The following is an 18,632-nucleotide window of genomic DNA, read 5'->3' on the forward strand; positions in this document are numbered from 1 at the left end:
TTGTAAAGATAGGAAAAAGGCCGCAAGCGGCCTTTTATCTTGGTCAGGCGCATGGCACCTTTTCGTTAACCTGATGGTTATTAACGCGGTAGACTGATCTTGCGCTCTTTCGACGGGCGGTAAAGAATAAGCGTGCTGCCGATAACTTGCACATTGCAGGCGCCCGTTTCACGCACAATAGCGTCGGCGATCAGGGTTTTGGTTTCGCGATCTTCAGCGGCGATTTTCACCTTGATCAGCTCATGATGCTCCAGAGCCTGTTCAATTTCAGCCAGCACCCCTTCGGTAAGACCGTTATTGCCCAGCATCACCACCGGTTTTAACGGATGCGCCAGGCCTTTCAGGTGCTGTTTTTGTTTATTATTCAGATTCATTGTCTTTTTTGCTTAAGTTGGGATTGAAAACGGTACATTCTACCGCCATCTCATGTATATCACCAAATCGGTCTTCACCGGTGTGAGTCTACGTGAGCAGCGACCCTGACATAAGACTCTTTTTATGATAGTTGGAAAACGAGATGGCTAATAAAAAGCGTTCGGCTAGCTCCAGTCGCTGGTTACAAGAACACTTTAGCGATAAATATGTACAGCAGGCACAGAAAAAGGGACTGCGTTCCCGTGCCTGGTTTAAACTTGATGAAATACAGCAGAGCGACAAACTGTTCAAACCGGGCATGACCGTGGTTGACCTGGGTGCCGCACCGGGCGGCTGGTCGCAGTATGTGGTCACCCAAATCGGCGGTACCGGGCGCATCATCGCCTGTGATATTTTGCCAATGGATCCTATCGTTGGCGTCGATTTCCTTCAGGGCGATTTTCGTGATGAACTGGTGCTGAAGGCGCTGTTGGAACGAGTAGGCGAGAGTAAGGTTCAGGTGGTCATGTCCGATATGGCCCCGAATATGAGTGGCACCCCGGCGGTCGATATTCCAAGGTCGATGTATCTGGTGGAGTTGGCGCTGGATATGTGTCGTGATGTCCTCGCACCAGGCGGAAGTTTCCTGGTGAAGGTGTTCCAGGGAGATGGCTTTGACGAGTACCTACGGGAAATTCGCTCCCTGTTTACGAAGGTTAAGATTCGTAAGCCAGACGCTTCCCGCGCACGTTCGCGCGAAGTGTACATTGTAGCGACAGGGCGCAAACTGTAGTACCCTAACGCTGTTTGTTAACACAGTTGTAAGATGAGGTTAATCCCTTGAGTGACATGGCGAAAAACCTAATTCTCTGGTTAGTCATCGCGGTAGTGTTGATGTCTGTATTCCAGAGCTTTGGGCCCAGCGAGTCGAATGGCCGTAGGGTGGATTACTCTACCTTCATGTCCGAACTGACCCAGGACCAGGTTCGCGAAGCGCGAATCAACGGACGTGAAATTAACGTTACCAAGAAAGACAGTAACAAATACACGACCTACATCCCTGTCAACGATCCTAAGTTGCTGGATACGTTGTTAACGAAGAATGTGAAAGTGGTCGGCGAGCCGCCTGAAGAGCCGAGCCTGCTGGCTTCTATCTTTATCTCCTGGTTCCCGATGCTGTTGCTGATCGGGGTCTGGATCTTCTTTATGCGGCAAATGCAGGGCGGCGGCGGCAAGGGCGCGATGTCCTTCGGCAAGAGCAAGGCCCGCATGCTGACGGAAGACCAGATCAAGACCACTTTCGCCGATGTCGCCGGTTGTGACGAAGCGAAAGAAGAGGTGAGCGAACTGGTGGAATACCTGCGCGAGCCGAGCCGTTTCCAGAAATTGGGCGGCAAGATCCCGAAAGGCGTGCTGATGGTTGGCCCGCCGGGGACCGGTAAAACGCTGCTGGCGAAAGCGATCGCCGGCGAAGCGAAGGTGCCGTTCTTCACCATTTCCGGTTCTGACTTCGTCGAAATGTTCGTCGGTGTGGGTGCATCCCGCGTGCGCGACATGTTCGAACAAGCGAAGAAAGCCGCGCCGTGCATCATCTTCATCGATGAAATCGACGCCGTCGGCCGCCAGCGTGGCGCCGGCCTGGGTGGCGGTCACGATGAGCGCGAGCAGACTCTGAACCAGATGCTGGTTGAGATGGACGGTTTCGAAGGCAACGAAGGCATCATCGTCATCGCGGCCACCAACCGTCCTGACGTGCTTGACCCTGCGCTGCTGCGTCCGGGCCGCTTCGACCGTCAGGTCGTGGTCGGGCTGCCGGATGTGCGTGGCCGTGAGCAGATCCTGAAGGTGCACATGCGCCGCGTGCCGTTGGCTGCCGACATCGACGCCTCCGTCATTGCGCGCGGAACGCCGGGCTTCTCCGGTGCCGACCTGGCTAACCTGGTCAACGAAGCGGCGCTGTTCGCTGCCCGCGGCAACAAGCGAGTGGTGTCGATGGTGGAGTTCGAGAAAGCCAAAGACAAGATCATGATGGGTGCGGAACGTCGCTCCATGGTGATGACCGAAGCGCAGAAAGAGTCGACCGCGTATCACGAAGCGGGCCACGCCATCATTGGCCGCCTGGTTCCTGAACACGATCCGGTACACAAGGTGACGATCATTCCTCGTGGCCGTGCGCTCGGCGTGACCTTCTTCCTGCCGGAAGGGGATGCGATCAGCGCCAGCCGTCAGAAGCTGGAGAGCCAAATCTCCACTCTGTATGGCGGCCGTCTGGCGGAAGAGATCATCTACGGGCCGGAAAAAGTCTCTACCGGTGCGTCGAACGACATCAAAGTGGCGACCTCCATCGCTCGTAACATGGTGACCCAGTGGGGCTTCTCCGAGAAGCTGGGGCCGCTGCTGTATGCGGAAGAAGAGGGCGAAGTGTTCCTGGGCCGTTCCGTGGCCAAGGCGAAGCACATGTCGGATGAAACCGCGCGCATCATCGACCAGGAAGTGAAGTCGTTGATCGAGCGTAACTACACGCGTGCTCGCTCGCTGTTGATGGAAAACATGGACATCCTGCACTCGATGAAGGATGCGCTGATGAAGTACGAAACCATCGATGCGCCGCAGATCGACGATCTGATGAACCGCAAAGACGTGCGTCCGCCGGCGGGTTGGGACGATGCGAACAAAGGCAACAGTTCCGACAACGGCGGCACCCCGAAAGCCCCGACGCCGGTAGATGAGCCGCGCACCCCAACGCCGGGCAACACCATGTCCGAACAGCTCGACAAGTAACAGCGGCTGTGTAATAACATCAAACCCCGGTACGCCGGGGTTTTTTTTTGCCCGGCGGGCAGTGAACCAGGCAACAGTAAGGTGGACCAACCATGCAGTTAACCGTGCGCGACATGACGCTCAACCTCTCCCATCCGCAGGTGATGGGTATCCTCAACGTGACGCCGGATTCGTTTTCCGACGGCGGCCGCCACAACACGCTGAACCAGGCGCTGCTGCACGCGCATGCGCTGATTTCGGCCGGTGCCACGATGATCGACATCGGCGGTGAATCGACCCGGCCGGGGGCGGCGGAGGTGAGTGAAGAGGAAGAATTGGAACGGGTCGTGCCGGTGGTGGAAGCGCTGGCGCAGCGCTTCGAAGTCTTCATCTCGGTCGATACCTCGAAAGCGGGCGTGATCCGCGAATCGGCACACGCCGGCGCACACCTGATCAACGACATTCGCTCGCTGCAGGAGCCGGGTGCTCTTGCGGCGGCGGCGGAAAGCGGCCTGCCGGTTTGTCTGATGCACATGCAAGGGCAGCCACGCACCATGCAGCAGGCGCCGCATTACGACGATCTGATCGCTGACGTTCAGGCGTTTTTCGAGCACCATATTCGGCGCTGCAACGAGGCGGGGATAACAAATCAGAAATTGCTGCTCGACCCAGGCTTCGGTTTCGGTAAAAATTTGGCGCACAACTATCAGCTTCTGGCCCGGTTGTCGGAGTTTCATCGTTTCGGTTTGCCGCTGCTGGTCGGCATGTCGCGCAAATCGATGATAGGACAACTGCTGAACGTGCCGCCGGATCAACGGGTTATCGGCAGCGTGGCCTGCGCGGTGATCGCAGCGATGCAGGGCGCGCAGATTGTCAGAGTGCATGACGTTAAAGAAACCGTCGAGGCGATGCGTGTCGTCGAGGCAACACTTTCAGCTAAGGGACAGTAGAGACATGAGCGAGCGCAAATATTTTGGCACCGACGGCATCCGTGGCAAGGTCGGGGACAGCCCCATCACGCCGGACTTCGTGCTGAAGCTGGGCTGGGCGGCGGGTAAAGTGCTGGCGCGTCACGGTTCGCGCAAAATCATCATCGGTAAGGACACGCGCATCTCCGGTTATATGCTGGAGTCCGCGCTGGAGGCCGGCCTGGCGGCCGCAGGATTGTCCGCCTCCTTCACCGGGCCGATGCCCACCCCGGCGGTGGCTTATCTGACGCGCACCTTCCGCGCCGAAGCCGGCATCGTCATCTCCGCGTCGCATAACCCGTTTTATGACAACGGCATCAAGTTCTTCTCGATCGACGGCGCCAAGCTGCCGGACAACGTCGAAGAAGCGATCGAAGCCGAGATGGAAAAGCCGCTGACCTGCGTGGAGTCCGCCGAGCTGGGTAAAGCCAGCCGCATCATCGACGCCGCCGGCCGCTACATCGAATTTTGCAAAGGCACCTTCCCGAGCGAGCTGAGCCTGAAGGGGCTGAAAATCGTGGTCGACTGCGCCAACGGGGCGACTTACCACATCGCGCCGAGCGTGCTGCGCGAGCTGGGCGCCACGGTGATCGCCATCGGCGTTGAGCCGGACGGCATGAACATTAACGAAAAATGCGGTGCCACCGACGTGCGTCAGCTGCAGGAGCGCGTACTCAAGGAAAAAGCGCACGTGGGCCTGGCGTTCGACGGCGACGGCGATCGCGTGATGATGGTGGACCATCTGGGCAACAAGGTGGACGGCGATCAGATCCTGTACATCATCGCCCGTGAAGGCCTGCGTCAGGGCCAGCTGCGCGGCGGCGCAGTCGGCACCCTGATGAGCAATATGGGACTGGAGCTGGCGCTGAAACAGCTGGGCATTCCGTTCGCTCGCGCCAAAGTGGGCGACCGTTACGTGCTGGAGAAGCTGCAGGAGCTGGGCTGGCGCATCGGTGCGGAAAACTCCGGCCATGTGATCCTGCTGGACAAAACCACCACCGGCGACGGTATCGTGGCCGGGCTGCAGGTGCTGACCGCCATGGTGCGCAACCACATGAGCCTGCATGACCTGTGCAGCGGCATGAAGCTGCTGCCGCAGATCCTGGTCAACGTGCGCTTCGCCGGCGATCACAACCCGCTGGAGTCCGACGCGGTGCGTAAAGTCACCGAGCAGGTGGAAGCCGAACTGGCCGGCCGCGGCCGGGTGCTGCTGCGCAAATCGGGCACCGAACCGCTGATCCGCGTGATGGTGGAAGGCGAGGACGAACAGCAGGTGACCGCGCTGGCGCATCGCATCGCCGACGCGGTGAAATCCGCTGGTTAAAACAGACAGTTAGCCGCCGGGCTCGGCAAAGCTGAGCCCGGAGAGGCGATTGTTGGCGTTTTTTTCCGCAAACGCGCCGGCGGCTGCAAATTGCCCTTGCGCGGGTTGGCGGCTTTGGTTAGTATTCACACCCGCTTCAGTAGGCAGTTTATAAAAACGCCTGCTTGATGAGTGTGAAGCATTTGGCATGCGGTGAGGCCGCAAGGATACGGGTACTACTATGTACGAAGCTCTTCTGGTAATTTTCCTGCTGATCTCAATCGGGCTGGTCGCTCTGATTATGCTGCAGCAAGGTAAAGGCGCTGATATGGGAGCCTCTTTCGGAGCAGGTGCATCAGGCACGTTGTTCGGTTCGAGTGGTTCCGGTAACTTTATGACCCGCATGACTGCTGTGCTGGCGACGCTGTTCTTCGTCATCAGCCTGATTCTGGGCAACCTCAGCAGCAACCAAAGCAAGAAAGGCAGCGAGTGGGAAAACCTGGGTCAGCCAGTGAAAACTGAGCAGACAACCGCGCCGGCAGCACCTGCCAAGCCGAGCAGCGATATCCCGCAGTAAGCCGCAACAAAGTTTGAAAACGGTGGTTGTGAACTCGAAAGAACAACGGCCGTTAGCAGTAAGAATCAGTACCGAGGTGGTGGAATTGGTAGACACGCTACCTTGAGGTGGTAGTGCCCTAACGGGCTTGTGGGTTCGAGTCCCATCCTCGGTACCAAATCCCAGAGATAACTTGCAATTTTGCGATTATCGGCGTAGTATTTGCCACGTTTTCGGACGCGGGGTGGAGCAGCCTGGTAGCTCGTCGGGCTCATAACCCGAAGGTCGTCGGTTCAAATCCGGCCCCCGCAACCACTTTCCTTTAAGTGTTTATTTTCAAATACACTTTTCGATTGAAATCCGCTTTTCTCGATCAACATTTGAAAATGACACTTGCTCGAAAGTTGTACCGAGGCCGCCTAGCGGCAAACAGGGTCCAGTTGCATAAAGCCCCGATTTTTCGGGGTTTTTTGTTATTTGGCAACAGAATCACTGGGCTATTTAGCCCTTTTTTTATGTCTTGGGGGTGGGCTTGTCCACATTAGAGCAACAGTTAACAGAGATGCTTTCGGCACCGGTAGAAGCGTTGGGCTTTGAGCTTGTAGGCATCGAATTCATTCGTGCGCGCCAATCGACGCTCCGCATCTATATTGATAGTGATAACGGCATCAATGTTGATGATTGCGCTGATGTCAGCCACCAGGTCAGCGCTGTATTGGACGTCGAAGATCCAATCACGGTCGCTTACAACTTGGAAGTCTCCTCTCCTGGCCTTGATCGCCCGATGTTCACCGCTGAGCACTATACGCGTTTCCTCGGTGAAGAAGTCAGCCTGGTCCTGCGCATGGCGGTACAAAACCGTCGCAAGTGGCAGGGTATTATCAAGTCTGTCGAAGGCGAGATGATCACGGTTACTGTGGAAGGGAAAGATGAAGTGTTCGCGCTGAGCAACATCCAGAAAGCGAACCTGGTACCCCACTTTTAAAGTTTGGAAGAGGCAACTAGGATGAACAAAGAGATTCTGGCTGTTGTTGAAGCAGTTTCCAATGAAAAATCCCTTCCGCGCGAGAAGATTTTCGAAGCGCTGGAAACTGCATTAGCCACCGCAACCAAGAAAAAATACGAGCAGGAAATCGACGTGCGCGTCAGCATTGACCGCAGAACCGGCGATTTCGATACCTTCCGCCGTTGGGTCGCCGTAGATGAAGTGACTCAGCCAACGCGTGAAATCACGCTGGAAGCCGCTCAGTTTGAAGACCCGAGCATCGAGCTCGGCGGCTACGTCGAAGATCAGATCGAGTCCGTGACCTTCGACCGTATCACCACCCAAACCGCCAAGCAGGTTATCGTGCAGAAAGTGCGCGAAGCCGAGCGTGCGATGGTGGTCGACGCTTTCCGTGAACACGAAGGTGAGATCGTCACCGGCGTGGTGAAGAAAGTGAACCGTGACAGCATTGCGCTGGATCTGGGCAACAACGCCGAAGCGGTGATTGGCCGTGAAGACATGCTGCCGCGCGAAAACTTCCGTCCGGGCGACCGCATTCGCGGCGTACTGTACGCCGTGCGTCCTGAAGCTCGCGGCGCGCAGCTGTTCGTCAGCCGTTCCAGCTCGGAAATGCTGAAAGAACTGTTCCGCATCGAAGTGCCGGAAATCGGCGAAGAAGTGATCGAAATTAAAGCGGCAGCCCGCGATCCTGGCTCCCGCGCGAAAATTGCAGTGAAAACCAACGACAAGCGCATCGACCCGGTCGGCGCCTGCGTAGGTATGCGCGGTGCGCGCGTTCAGGCCGTGTCGAGCGAGCTCGGCGGCGAACGCATCGACATCATCCTGTGGGATGATAACCCAGCGCAATTCGTCATCAACGCCATGGCGCCGGCCGACGTCGCGTCGATCGTGGTAGACGAAGATAACTGCACCATGGATATCGCCGTTGAAGCCAGCAACCTGGCGCAGGCGATCGGCCGTAACGGCCAAAACGTGCGTTTGGCTTCCCAGCTGCTGAAACAACACCGCGGCGACGATCGTTGGGAACTGAACGTGATGACGGCGGACGACCTGCAGGCCAAGCACCAGGCCGAGGCTCATGCCGCTATTGATACCTTCACCAAGTATCTTGATATCGACGAAGATTTCGCCACCGTACTGGTTGAAGAAGGCTTCTCCACGCTGGAAGAGCTGGCCTACGTGCCGATCAAAGAGCTGTTGGAAATCGACGGTCTGGATGAAGATACGGTTGAAGCATTGCGCGAACGCGCCAAAGCTGCATTGACCACGCTGGCCCTGGCACAAGAAGAAAGCCTGGGCGACAACAAACCGGCCGACGATTTGCTCAACCTGCCGGGTCTTGAGCGCAGCATGGCCTTTAAACTGGCCGCGCGTGGGGTTTGTACGCTGGAAGATCTTGCCGAGCAGGGTGTTGACGATCTGGCTGATATTGAAGGGCTTAGCGACGAGCAAGCCGGTGAGCTGATCATGGCTGCACGCAATATCTGTTGGTTTGGCGACAACGCGTAATAACTGTAGCAGGAAGGAACAGCATGACGACAGATGTAACCGTAAAATCGCTGGCAGCAGAGATTCAGACTCCGGTTGATCGCCTGGTACAGCAGTTTGCTGATGCAGGGATCAACAAGTCCGAGTCGGACTCTGTTACCCAGCAAGAAAAAGAAACATTGCTGGCGCACCTGAACCGTGAACACGGCAGCGCGCCGGGTAAACTCACTTTGCAGCGCAAAACGCGCAGCACCTTGAATATCCCGAGCACCGGCGGTAAAAGTAAATCGGTGCAAATTGAGGTCCGCAAGAAACGCACTTATGTAAATCGCGATACGCAGGAAGCCCAGTTGGCTGAAGCGGCAGAGCAGGCACAGCGTGAAGCGGAAGAGCAGGCACGGCGCGAAGCGGAAGAGCTCGCAAAACGCGAAGCGGAAGCGAAGCGCGCTGCCGAAGAGCAAGCCAAACGTGAGGCCGCGGAGATTGCTAAGCGTAATTCAGCGGAAAAAGAAAAAGTGACCAATCAACATACCGACGAAATGACCAAGCCAGCTCAGGCGGAAAAAGCACGCCGTGAAGCCGAAGCCGCTGAACTGAAACGCAAAGCGGAAGAGGAAGTGCGCCGCAAGGTTGAAGAGGAAGCCAAGCGCGTGGCGGAAGAAGCCCGTCGCATGGCCGAAGAGAACGGCGAGAAGTGGGCCCAGGCAGACGCGGCAAGCGCCGCGGTTGAAAGCGCCGACTATCACGTGACCACCTCTCAGCACGCCCGTGCCGCAGAAGACGAGAACGACGCCAAAGTTGAAGGCGATCGTCGCAGCCGCACCCGCGGCGGCAAAGCCACCAAGCAGAAGAAAGGCAACAAGCTGTCCGAGTCCAAAGCGGACCGCGAAGAAGCGCGTGCCGTTACCCGTGGCGGTAAAGGCAAACGCAAGCCTAGCGCTCTGCAGCAGGGCTTCAACAAGCCGGCGCAGGTGGTTAACCGTGACGTGGTGATCGGCGAAACCATCACCGTGGCCGAGCTGGCCAACAAGATGGCGGTAAAAGGTTCTCAGGTCATCAAAGTGATGATGAAGCTGGGCGCCATGGCCACCATCAACCAGGTTATCGACCAGGAAACCGCACAGCTGGTTGCCGAAGAGATGGGCCACAAAGTTATCCTGCGTCGTGAAAACGAGCTGGAAGAAGCGCTGATGAGCGACCGTGATACGGGCGCTGCGGCCGAGCCGCGCGCGCCGGTCGTGACCATCATGGGCCACGTTGACCACGGTAAAACCTCTCTGCTGGACTACATCCGCTCCACCAAAGTGGCGGCGGGCGAAGCCGGCGGCATCACCCAGCACATCGGTGCCTACCACGTAGAAACCGAGAACGGCATGATCACCTTCCTGGATACCCCGGGCCACGCCGCGTTTACCTCGATGCGTGCTCGCGGTGCTCAGGCGACTGACATCGTGGTTCTGGTGGTGGCGGCCGACGACGGCGTGATGCCACAGACCATCGAAGCTATCCAGCACGCGAAAGCGGCGCAGGTGCCGTTGGTGGTTGCGGTGAACAAAATCGACAAGCCGGAAGCCGATCCGGACCGCGTTAAGCAGGAACTGTCTCAGTACGGCGTTATGCCGGAAGAGTGGGGCGGCGAAGCGCAGTTCGTCCACGTGTCCGCGAAAGCCGGTACCGGTATCGACGAGCTGCTGCAGGCTATCCTGCTGCAGGCCGAAGTGCTGGAGCTGAAAGCGGTTCGCAGCGGCATGGCGAGCGGCGTAGTGATCGAGTCCTTCCTGGATAAAGGCCGTGGCCCTGTGGCTACCGTGCTGGTTCAGGAAGGTACGCTGAACAAGGGCGACATCGTCCTGTGCGGCTTCGAATACGGCCGTGTGCGTGCGATGCGTGACGAGCTGGGCCGTGAAGTGACCTCCGCCGGTCCGTCTATCCCTGTGGAAATCCTGGGTCTGTCCAGCGTGCCTGCAGCGGGTGATGAAGCGACCGTGGTGCGTGACGAGAAGAAAGCGCGTGAAGTGGCGCTGTACCGTCAGGGCAAGTTCCGCGAAGTCAAACTGGCGCGTCAGCAGAAGTCCAAGCTGGAAAACATGTTCGCCAACATGACCGACGGCGAAGTGTCCGAGCTGAACATCGTACTGAAGTCCGACGTACAGGGTTCTTGCGAAGCGATCAGCGACTCGCTGCTGAAACTCTCCACCGACGAAGTGAAGGTGAAGATTGTCGGCTCCGGCGTAGGTGGTATCACCGAAACCGACGCGACGCTGGCTGCGGCTTCCAATGCCATCATCCTGGGCTTCAACGTGCGTGCCGACGCTTCTGCGCGCCGCGTAATCGAAGCGGAAAGCCTGGATCTGCGTTACTACTCTGTGATCTATAACCTGATCGACGAAGTGAAGCAGGCGATGAGCGGTATGCTGGCGCCGGAATACAAGCAGCAGATCATCGGCCTGGCCGAAGTGCGCGACGTGTTCAAATCGCCTAAGTTCGGCGCTATCGCCGGCTGTATGGTTACCGAAGGGACCATCAAGCGTCACAACCCAATCCGCGTACTGCGCGACAACGTGGTTATCTATGAAGGCGAGCTGGAATCCCTGCGCCGCTTCAAAGATGACGTTAACGAAGTCCGTAACGGCATGGAATGTGGTATCGGCGTTAAGAACTATAACGACGTGCGCGTCGGCGACATGATCGAAGTGTTCGAAATCATTGAGATCCAACGCACCATCGCTTAACGATTGCACATCTGCTTATATCTGTTTACGGGGGGCCTTTGTGCCCCCCGATTTGTCTGGAGAATCCAAAATGGCAAAAGAATTCAGCCGCGGTCAACGCGTGGCGCAAGAGATGCAGAAAGAGATTGCGATCATTCTGCAGCGTGAAGTGAAAGATCCGCGCGTCGGCATGGCGACCGTTTCCGGCGTGGAAGTGTCCCGAGACCTGGCGTATGCCAAGGTTTACGTCACCTTCCTGAACGTGCTGACCGAGAACCACGATCCGGATCTGGTCACCAACGGCATTAAAGCGTTGCAAGACGCCTCCGGTTACATTCGCACCCTGCTGGGCAAAGCGATGCGCCTGCGCGTGGTGCCGGAGTTGACCTTCGCCTACGACAACTCCCTGGTGGAAGGCATGCGCATGTCCAACCTGGTGACCAACGTGGTGAAGAACGACGCCGAGCGCCGTTCCGCCTCAGGCGATGACAAGGAGGATTAATGAGTCGCCCTCGTCGCCGCGGCCGTGATATCCACGGCGTGCTGTTGCTGGACAAGCCGCAAGGCTTGTCATCCAACGATGCGCTGCAAAAAGTAAAACGCCTGTACAACGCCAACCGGGCGGGCCATACCGGCGCGCTCGATCCGTTGGCGACCGGCATGCTGCCTATCTGCCTGGGCGAAGCGACCAAGTTTTCGCAATACCTGCTCGACTCCGACAAGCGTTATCGGGTGATCGCCAAGCTGGGGCAGCGTACCGATACCTCCGACGCCGACGGCCAGATCGTGCAGGAGCGTCCGGTGAACTTCACCCAGGCGCAGCTCGACGCGGCGCTGGACACCTTCCGCGGCGACATCCAGCAGGTGCCGTCGATGTATTCGGCGCTGAAATACCAGGGCAAGAAACTCTACGAGTATGCGCGCCAGGGGATTGAAGTGCCGCGCGAAGCGCGCAGCATCACGGTGTACGAACTGCAGTTTATCCGCTGGGAAGGGGATGAGCTGGAGCTGGAGATCCATTGCTCGAAAGGCACCTACATCCGCACCATCACCGACGATCTCGGTGAGCTGCTGGGCTGCGGCGCGCACGTGATCTATCTGCGCCGCCTGCAGGTGGCGACTTATCCGATCGCGCGCATGGTGACGCTGGAACAGCTGAACGCTTTGCTGGCTCAGGCGCAGGAACAGGCGATCGCGCCCGGCGAGCTGCTCGATCCGTTGCTGATGCCGATGGACAGCCCGGTTGAGAACTATCCGGAAGTGAATTTGCTGCCGGTGGTGGCGGGCTACGTCAAGCAGGGGCAACCGGTGCAAGTGGCCGGCGCGCCGGCTTCCGGCCTGGTGCGTATCACCGAGGGTGAAGAGCGAAAATTCATCGGCGTTGGTGACATCGCCGAGGACGGTCGCGTGGCGCCGCGCCGCCTGGTGGTCGAGCATTTCGACTGACGGCGGGGCACTGCGTCGCCTTGCGATCGCACTGCGCTAAGAGTAGAATGGCGCAGCTTATGCATTGGGTTGCTGAATTAGAGATCGGCGCCTGTTTTTATTATCTATAATCTGGAGTATTACAATGTCTCTAAGTGTTGAAGCTAAAGCTCAAATCGTAGCTGATTTCGGTCGTGGTACTAACGACAGCGGTTCTACCGAAGTTCAGGTTGCCCTGCTGACTGCGCAGATCAACCATCTGCAAGGCCACTTCTCCGAGCACAAAAAAGATCACCACAGCCGTCGTGGTCTGCTGCGTATGGTTTCTCAGCGTCGTAAGCTGCTGGACTACCTGAAGCGTAAAGATGTAGCACGTTACACCAGCCTGATCGAGCGTCTGGGTCTGCGTCGCTAATCTAGCAAGTTTCAGTGGAAAGGGGCCTATTTTGGCCCCTTTCTTCTAGGAAGCATAAGCAAATCAGGTTAATGTATTACTGATGTTTCCAAACAGGCTCTTCCGTTACAGAGGTTCGCGCGGCTAATGAGAGGCTTTATCTCCCGCCTGAGATAAGGATTGTCATTAGTCGCGAGGATGTAGTGAGAAGGCAAATCGAGTCACAGGCGTGTCGAGTCGTCAATGCGATTGCGCGCCGCTAATCAAGGATATAATTTTGCTGACACCGATCATTCGCAAATTCCAGTATGGCCAGCATACCGTCACCATCGAAACCGGGATGATGGCTCGTCAGGCCACCGCCGCCGTTATGGTGAGCATGGATGACACCGCCGTCTTCGTTACCGTCGTTGGCCAGAAAAAAGCCAAGCCGGGCCAGAGCTTCTTCCCGCTGACCGTTAACTACCAAGAGCGTACCTACGCCGCCGGCCGTATCCCGGGCAGCTTCTTCCGTCGCGAAGGCCGTCCGAGCGAAGGCGAGACGCTGACTTCCCGTCTGATTGACCGTCCGATCCGCCCACTGTTCCCGGACAGCTTCCTGAACGAAGTTCAGGTGATCGCGACCGTGGTTTCCGTTAACCCGCAGGTGAACCCGGACATCGTTGCGATGATCGGTGCTTCCGCGGCCCTGAGCCTGTCCGGTATCCCGTTCAACGGCCCAATCGGCGCAGCGCGCGTGGGTTACATCAACGACCAGTACGTACTGAACCCAACGACTGACGAACTGAAAGAAAGCCGTCTGGATCTGGTGGTTGCCGGTACTGCGGGTGCGGTGCTGATGGTTGAATCCGAAGCGGACGTGCTGAGCGAAGACCAGATGCTGGGCGCCGTGGTGTTCGGCCACGACCAGCAGCAAGTGGTTATCGAAAACATCAACGCGCTGGTTGCCGAAGCCGGCAAGCCGAAGTGGGATTGGCAGGCGCCTGCGGTCAACGAAGCGCTGCACGCGCGCGTGGCTGAACTGGCCGAAGCTCGCCTGGGCGACGCTTACCACATCACCGAAAAACAAGAGCGCTACGCTCAGGTTGACGCGATCAAAGACAGCGTCGTTGAAACCCTGCTGGCGCAGGACGAGACTCTGGATGCCTCTGAAATTCAAGACATCCTGGGCAACGTCGAGAAAAACGTGGTGCGCAGCCGCGTACTGCGTGGCGAGCCGCGTATCGACGGCCGTGAAAAAGACATGATCCGTGGCCTGGACGTGCGCACCGGCGTACTGCCGCGCACCCACGGTTCCGCGCTGTTCACCCGTGGTGAAACTCAGGCGCTGGTTACCGCGACCCTGGGCACCGCGCGTGACGCACAGAACCTGGACGAGCTGATGGGCGAAAAGACCGACAGCTTCCTGTTCCACTACAACTTCCCTCCGTACTCCGTGGGCGAAACCGGCATGGTCGGTTCACCTAAGCGTCGTGAAATCGGTCACGGTCGCCTGGCGAAACGCGGCGTATTGGCTATGATGCCTAAACCAGAAGATTTCCCGTACACCGTTCGCGTGGTGTCTGAAATCACCGAATCCAACGGTTCTTCTTCCATGGCTTCCGTGTGCGGCGCGTCTCTGGCGCTGATGGACGCCGGTGTGCCAATCAAGGCTGCCGTTGCGGGTATCGCGATGGGCCTGGTGAAAGAAGCCGATAACTTTGTGGTTCTGTCCGACATTCTGGGTGACGAAGATCACCTGGGCGACATGGACTTCAAAGTGGCCGGTAGCCGCGACGGTATCACCGCGCTGCAGATGGACATCAAAATCGAAGGCATCACCCGCGAAATCATGCAGGTGGCTCTGAACCAGGCCAAGGGCGCGCGTCTGCACATCCTGGGCGTGATGGAACAGGCTATCAGCACCCCGCGCGGCGATATCTCCGAATTCGCACCGCGTATTCATACTATCCGCATCAACCCGGATAAAATCAAAGACGTGATCGGTAAGGGCGGTTCCGTTATCCGCGCACTGACCGAAGAGACTGGCACTACCATCGAAATCGAAGATGATGGTACAGTTAAAATCGCTGCGACCGACGGTGAGAAGGCGAAATTCGCTATCCGTCGTATCGAAGAGATCACGGCAGAGATCGAAGTGGGCCGTATCTATCAGGGTAAAGTGACCCGTATCGTTGATTTCGGCGCGTTCGTCGCTATCGGCGGTGGTAAAGAAGGTCTGGTACACATTTCTCAGATCGCCGACAAGCGCGTCGAGAAAGTGACCGACTATCTGCAGATGGGTCAGGAAGTGCCGGTTAAGGTGCTGGAAGTTGACCGTCAGGGCCGCGTGCGTCTGAGCATCAAAGAAGCGATGGCGCCGGAAGCGGGTTCACCTGCGCCTGAAGCAGAATAACTGTATAGATAGTTTTACAGCTCCCCACCATGGGGTTGGGAGCTGTTCGTATCGCGCGGGTAGGATGCCCGCGTTTTAGCAAACGGAGGACAGGACGTTCATCCAATGTTTGTCTTCGGGAGTGGGAAATGAAGCCTTTCTTGCGCTGGTGTTACGTTGCGACAGCACTCATGCTGGCAGGATGCAGCAACCATGATTGGCGTAAAGACGAAGTTTTGGCAATCCCGTTGCAGCCAACGTTGCAGCAGGAAGTGATCCTGGCGCGCATGGAACAAATTCTTGCCAGCCGGGCACTGACGGACGACGAACGCGCACAGCTTTTATATGAGCGCGGTGTGCTGTATGATAGCCTCGGGTTACGTGCATTAGCGCGCAATGATTTCTCGCAGGCGCTGGCGATACGTCCCGACATGCCGGAAGTTTTCAACTACCTGGGCATTTACTTAACGCAGGCAGGCAATTTTGATGCTGCCTATGAAGCGTTTGATTCTGTACTAGAGCTTGATCCAACTTACAATTACGCGCGTTTAAACCGGGGCATCGCACTGTATTATGGCGGCCGCTTCCCGTTGGCGCAGGATGATCTGCAGGCGTTTTATCAAGACGACCCAAACGATCCCTTCCGTTCGTTATGGCTGTATCTAGTGGAGCGAGAAATCGATCCCAAGAAGGCCGAGGTAGCGCTTCAGCAGCGCTATGACAAAGCGGACAGAGGGCAATGGGGATGGAATATTGTCGAATTCTACCTGGGCAAGATCAGCGAAAAAACGCTGATGGAACGCCTCAAGGCAGATGCAACGGATAACACTTCGCTCGCTGAGCATCTCAGTGAAACTGACTTCTATTTGGGTAAACACTACCTGAGTCTGGGGGACAAGGACACCGCTTCGGCGCTGTTCAAACTGACGGTGTCTAACAACGTTCACAACTTTGTTGAGCACCGCTATGCATTGTTGGAATTGGCGCTTTTGGGCCAAGAGCAAGACGACCTATCGGAATCGGACCAGCAATAGCTGACGAACACCTATCAGCCTGATGGACATTGGTTTTTAACCAAAGTTATCGCCTTCACGGGCGAGGGCTTTTTTGTTCGTTTTATAATCTAATTTGAGCCGGTTCACACTTTTCAATGAAAATGACTGAAAATTTTCTCGACGAGTTATGTAGACTGGCTGCCATTATTAATGAGGCACGTGTACATGACGACTGAGTTTGAAACCTCTTTTGCTGATCTGGGGCTGTCTGCTCCAATCATTTCCGCCCTGAACGATCTGGGCTATGAAAAACCATCTCCGATCCAGGCTGAGTGTATTCCTCACCTGTTGAACGGCCGCGACGTGCTGGGCATGGCACAGACCGGTAGTGGTAAAACTGCAGCGTTCTCGCTGCCGCTGCTGCACAACCTGCAGGCAGACCTGAAAGCACCTCAGATCCTGGTGCTGGCACCGACCCGCGAACTGGCGGTTCAGGTTGCTGAAGCGATGACCGATTTCTCCAAACACATGAACGGCGTCAACGTGGTAGCCCTGTACGGCGGCCAGCGTTACGACGTGCAGCTGCGCGCTCTGCGCCAGGGCCCGCAAATCGTTGTGGGTACCCCAGGCCGCCTGCTGGACCACCTGAAGCGCGGCACCCTGAACCTCTCTAACCTGAGCGGTCTGGTGCTGGATGAAGCCGACGAAATGCTGCGCATGGGCTTTATCGAAGACGTAGAAACCATCATGGCTGAGATCCCGGCTGAACATCAGACCGCGCTGTTCTCCGCCACCATGCCGGAAGCGATCCGTCGCATCACCCGCCGCTTCATGAAAGAGCCGCAGGAAGTGCGCATCCAGTCCAGCGTGACCACCCGTCCGGACATCAGCCAGAGCTACTGGTCGGTCTACGGCATGCGTAAAAACGAAGCGCTGGTGCGCTTCCTGGAAGCCGAAGACTTTGACGCGGCGATCATCTTCGTTCGTACCAAGAACGCGACCCTGGAAGTGGCCGAAGCGCTGGAGCGCAGCGGTTACAGCAGCGCCGCGCTGAACGGCGACATGAACCAGGCGCTGCGTGAGCAGACTCTGGAGCGTCTGAAAGACGGTCGTCTGGATATCCTGATCGCGACCGACGTTGCGGCCCGTGGCCTGGACGTTGAGCGCATCAGCCTGGTTGTCAACTACGACATCCCGATGGACTCCGAGTCTTACGTTCACCGTATCGGCCGTACCGGTCGTGCGGGCCGCGCCGGCCGCGCGCTGCTGTTCGTGGAAAACCGCGAACGCCGCCTGCTGCGCAACATTGAACGCACCATGAAGCTGACCATCCCGGAAGTGGAACTGCCGAACGCAGAACTGCTGGGCGAGCGTCGTCTGGCCAAGTTCGCCGCAAAAGTTCAGCAGCAGCTGGAAAGCAGCGATCTGGATCTGTACCGCGCACTGCTGACCAAACTGCAGCCGGAAGAAGAGCTGGATATGGAAACCCTGGCCGCAGCGCTGCTGAAAATGGCACAGGGCGAACGTCCGCTGATCCTGCCGCCGGATCCGGTCTTCAAGCCGCGTCAGCGTCGCGAGTTCAACGACCGTGACGATCGTCGCGGTGATCGTCGCGACAGCCGCGATAGCCGTGACGGCGACCGTCCGCGTCGCGAACGTCGTGACGTTGGCGAAATGCAGCTGTACCGCATCGAAGTGGGCCGTGACGATGGCGTAGAAGTCCGTCACATCGTTGGCGCTATCGCTAACGAAGGCGACATCAGCAGCCGTTACATCGGTAACATCAAGCTGTTCGCTTCCCACTCCACCATCGAGCTGCCAAAAGGCATGCCGGGCGAGATCCTGAATCACTTCACTCGCACCCGCATCCTGAACAAGCCGATGAACATGCAGCTGCTGGGCGATGCACAGCCGTTCGAACGTCGCGAGCGTCGTGACGGTGGCAACGGCGGCGAGCGTCGTGGCAACGGCAACGGTCGTCCGTTCAACGGCGAACGTCGCGAAGGCGGCCCACGTCGTTCCTTCGGCGAACGTCGTGAAGGCGGTAACGGCGGCGAGCGTCGTGGCGGTAACTTCAACCGTGACGGTAAGCCAGCGCCACGCCGTGATGACGCAGCACCTGCCGCACCACGTCGTCGTTTCGGCGACGCGTAATCGCTGATTCACCGTTCGCGGTGAAGCGCTCTGAAAAACCAGCCTGCGGGCTGGTTTTTTTATGCCTGAAAGTTGCCGTCAAACGTCCCCGAATGGCGTATCATTCATAAGGTTTTTTCTTACGGATGATATGCACGGGAGATG

At 57.5% G+C, this 18,632-nt stretch carries 16 protein-coding genes and 2 tRNA genes; 17 read left to right on the top strand and 1 reads right to left on the bottom strand.

Going from position 1 to position 18,632, the window contains the following annotated elements; all coding sequences use genetic code 11:
- Nucleotides 1–80 precede the first annotated feature (80 nt).
- Nucleotides 81–374, bottom strand: a complete 294-nt coding sequence (yhbY, locus tag ACJ8QI_RS15025; protein ID WP_004933536.1) for a ribosome assembly RNA-binding protein YhbY — start codon at nt 372–374, stop codon at nt 81–83.
- Between the two features lie 143 nt (nt 375–517).
- Here yhbY and rlmE point away from each other — a divergent pair, with 143 nt between their 5' ends.
- From rlmE to ACJ8QI_RS15110, 17 genes are all read left to right on the top strand, one after another.
- Complete coding sequence (gene rlmE / locus ACJ8QI_RS15030) at nt 518–1,147, top strand: 23S rRNA (uridine(2552)-2'-O)-methyltransferase RlmE (RefSeq protein ID WP_004933533.1); 630 nt, start codon at nt 518–520, stop codon at nt 1,145–1,147.
- 56 nt (nt 1,148–1,203) lie between these two features.
- A complete protein-coding gene (gene ftsH, locus ACJ8QI_RS15035; protein WP_004933529.1) occupies nt 1,204–3,135 on the top strand; it encodes an ATP-dependent zinc metalloprotease FtsH in 1,932 nt (643 codons plus the stop codon).
- Nucleotides 3,136–3,227: 92 nt separating this feature from the next.
- On the top strand, nt 3,228–4,064 hold the full coding sequence (gene folP / locus ACJ8QI_RS15040) for a dihydropteroate synthase (RefSeq protein WP_033648673.1): 837 nt from the start codon (nt 3,228–3,230) through the stop codon (nt 4,062–4,064).
- Nucleotides 4,065–4,068: 4 nt separating this feature from the next.
- Nucleotides 4,069–5,406: a phosphoglucosamine mutase gene (glmM, locus tag ACJ8QI_RS15045; protein ID WP_038879137.1), complete on the top strand. Its 1,338-nt coding sequence runs from the start codon at nt 4,069–4,071 to the stop codon at nt 5,404–5,406.
- Between the two features lie 220 nt (nt 5,407–5,626).
- Nucleotides 5,627–5,962: a preprotein translocase subunit SecG gene (gene secG, locus ACJ8QI_RS15050; RefSeq protein WP_004933519.1), complete on the top strand. Its 336-nt coding sequence runs from the start codon at nt 5,627–5,629 to the stop codon at nt 5,960–5,962.
- Between the two features lie 70 nt (nt 5,963–6,032).
- Nucleotides 6,033–6,119: transfer RNA gene (locus ACJ8QI_RS15055), tRNA-Leu, on the top strand.
- Between the two features lie 60 nt (nt 6,120–6,179).
- A tRNA-Met gene (locus tag ACJ8QI_RS15060) sits at nt 6,180–6,256 on the top strand.
- Between the two features lie 217 nt (nt 6,257–6,473).
- Nucleotides 6,474–6,926, top strand: a complete 453-nt coding sequence (gene rimP, locus ACJ8QI_RS15065) for a ribosome maturation factor RimP (RefSeq protein ID WP_028127574.1) — start codon at nt 6,474–6,476, stop codon at nt 6,924–6,926.
- Between the two features lie 21 nt (nt 6,927–6,947).
- Complete coding sequence (nusA, locus tag ACJ8QI_RS15070; RefSeq protein ID WP_019453340.1) at nt 6,948–8,456, top strand: transcription termination factor NusA; 1,509 nt, start codon at nt 6,948–6,950, stop codon at nt 8,454–8,456.
- A 23-nt stretch (nt 8,457–8,479) separates the two neighbouring features.
- A complete protein-coding gene (gene infB, locus ACJ8QI_RS15075) occupies nt 8,480–11,167 on the top strand; it encodes a translation initiation factor IF-2 (protein ID WP_004933511.1) in 2,688 nt (895 codons plus the stop codon).
- Between the two features lie 70 nt (nt 11,168–11,237).
- Complete coding sequence (rbfA, locus tag ACJ8QI_RS15080; protein ID WP_004933508.1) at nt 11,238–11,648, top strand: 30S ribosome-binding factor RbfA; 411 nt, start codon at nt 11,238–11,240, stop codon at nt 11,646–11,648.
- Entirely contained in the window at nt 11,648–12,592 is a 945-nt protein-coding gene (gene truB, locus ACJ8QI_RS15085) for a tRNA pseudouridine(55) synthase TruB (protein ID WP_039567792.1), read from the top strand. The genes rbfA and truB overlap by 1 nt, the downstream gene beginning before the upstream one ends.
- Nucleotides 12,593–12,716: 124 nt before the next feature.
- Nucleotides 12,717–12,986, top strand: a complete 270-nt coding sequence (gene rpsO / locus ACJ8QI_RS15090) for a 30S ribosomal protein S15 (protein ID WP_004933502.1) — start codon at nt 12,717–12,719, stop codon at nt 12,984–12,986.
- A 256-nt stretch (nt 12,987–13,242) separates the two neighbouring features.
- Nucleotides 13,243–15,360 (top strand): polyribonucleotide nucleotidyltransferase, encoded by a 2,118-nt coding sequence (gene pnp / locus ACJ8QI_RS15095; RefSeq protein ID WP_047729246.1) that lies wholly within the window; start codon nt 13,243–13,245, stop codon nt 15,358–15,360.
- Nucleotides 15,361–15,488: 128 nt separating this feature from the next.
- Nucleotides 15,489–16,373 carry a lipoprotein NlpI gene (gene nlpI / locus ACJ8QI_RS15100; RefSeq protein ID WP_004933495.1) on the top strand — a complete coding sequence of 295 codons (885 nt, stop codon included), beginning with the start codon at nt 15,489–15,491 and terminating at the stop codon, nt 16,371–16,373.
- Between the two features lie 122 nt (nt 16,374–16,495).
- Nucleotides 16,496–16,570 carry a protein YrbN gene (yrbN, locus tag ACJ8QI_RS15105; RefSeq protein ID WP_223182019.1) on the top strand — a complete coding sequence of 25 codons (75 nt, stop codon included), beginning with the start codon at nt 16,496–16,498 and terminating at the stop codon, nt 16,568–16,570.
- Nucleotides 16,560–18,488 (top strand): DEAD/DEAH family ATP-dependent RNA helicase, encoded by a 1,929-nt coding sequence (locus tag ACJ8QI_RS15110; RefSeq protein WP_442532753.1) that lies wholly within the window; start codon nt 16,560–16,562, stop codon nt 18,486–18,488. Before yrbN ends, ACJ8QI_RS15110 begins: the two co-directional genes overlap by 11 nt.
- Nucleotides 18,489–18,632 lie beyond the last annotated feature (144 nt).

This window comes from Serratia sp. CY84636 (genome assembly GCF_052166245.1).
Classification (GTDB): Bacteria; Pseudomonadota; Gammaproteobacteria; order Enterobacterales; family Enterobacteriaceae; genus Serratia; species Serratia nevei.